Genomic DNA, 566 nt, shown 5'->3' with positions numbered 1-566 from the left:
ATAAATAATTAAAGCTGCATAAACAAACAGGCTAATTAAATATTTAATACCACCAGCTTTTTCAGCCAACCATTTAGGGTTTGTATGCAAAGGCATACCGATGAAGAACAAGAAATAGAATGCACTGAATGCACGAGCAAAAGCTGTACGAGTATCATCTGCTACCAATGCACCCAGAATGCCTAAGCCGATAAAAGATACAACAAACAACGCCAACATTACTTTGAAAGAGTTGTTGCGGTAACGAACAGATTTTACAGGTGACTTATCCAGCCAAGGCAACAAGGCAATCAATACAACTGCTGCACCCATGCCGATTACACCCCATACCTGAGTACCTGCCATCGAAGGAATCGCACGCAGAATTGCGTAGAACGGAGTGAAGTACCATACCGGTGCAATGTGCGGAGGTGTTTTCAGCGCATTCGCTGCATCAAAGTTCGGCGCTTCGAGGAAGTAGCCGCCGCCTTCAGGTGCAAAGAACAACACAGAACAGAAGACAATCAGGAATACAACGACGCCCAAGATGTCTTTAACGGTGTAGTAAGGATGGAATGGGATACCAT

Annotated in this window: 1 pseudogene; it reads right to left on the bottom strand. The window is 44.3% G+C overall.

The features are described 5' to 3' along the window. Nucleotides 1–566 (bottom strand): annotated as a pseudogene (locus tag ACTHUR_RS16740) (cytochrome bc complex cytochrome b subunit); the annotation flags it as partial.

Source organism: Neisseria sp. P0021.S007, from assembly GCF_051956855.1.
This window is presented reverse-complemented; position numbering and strand designations above follow the sequence as displayed.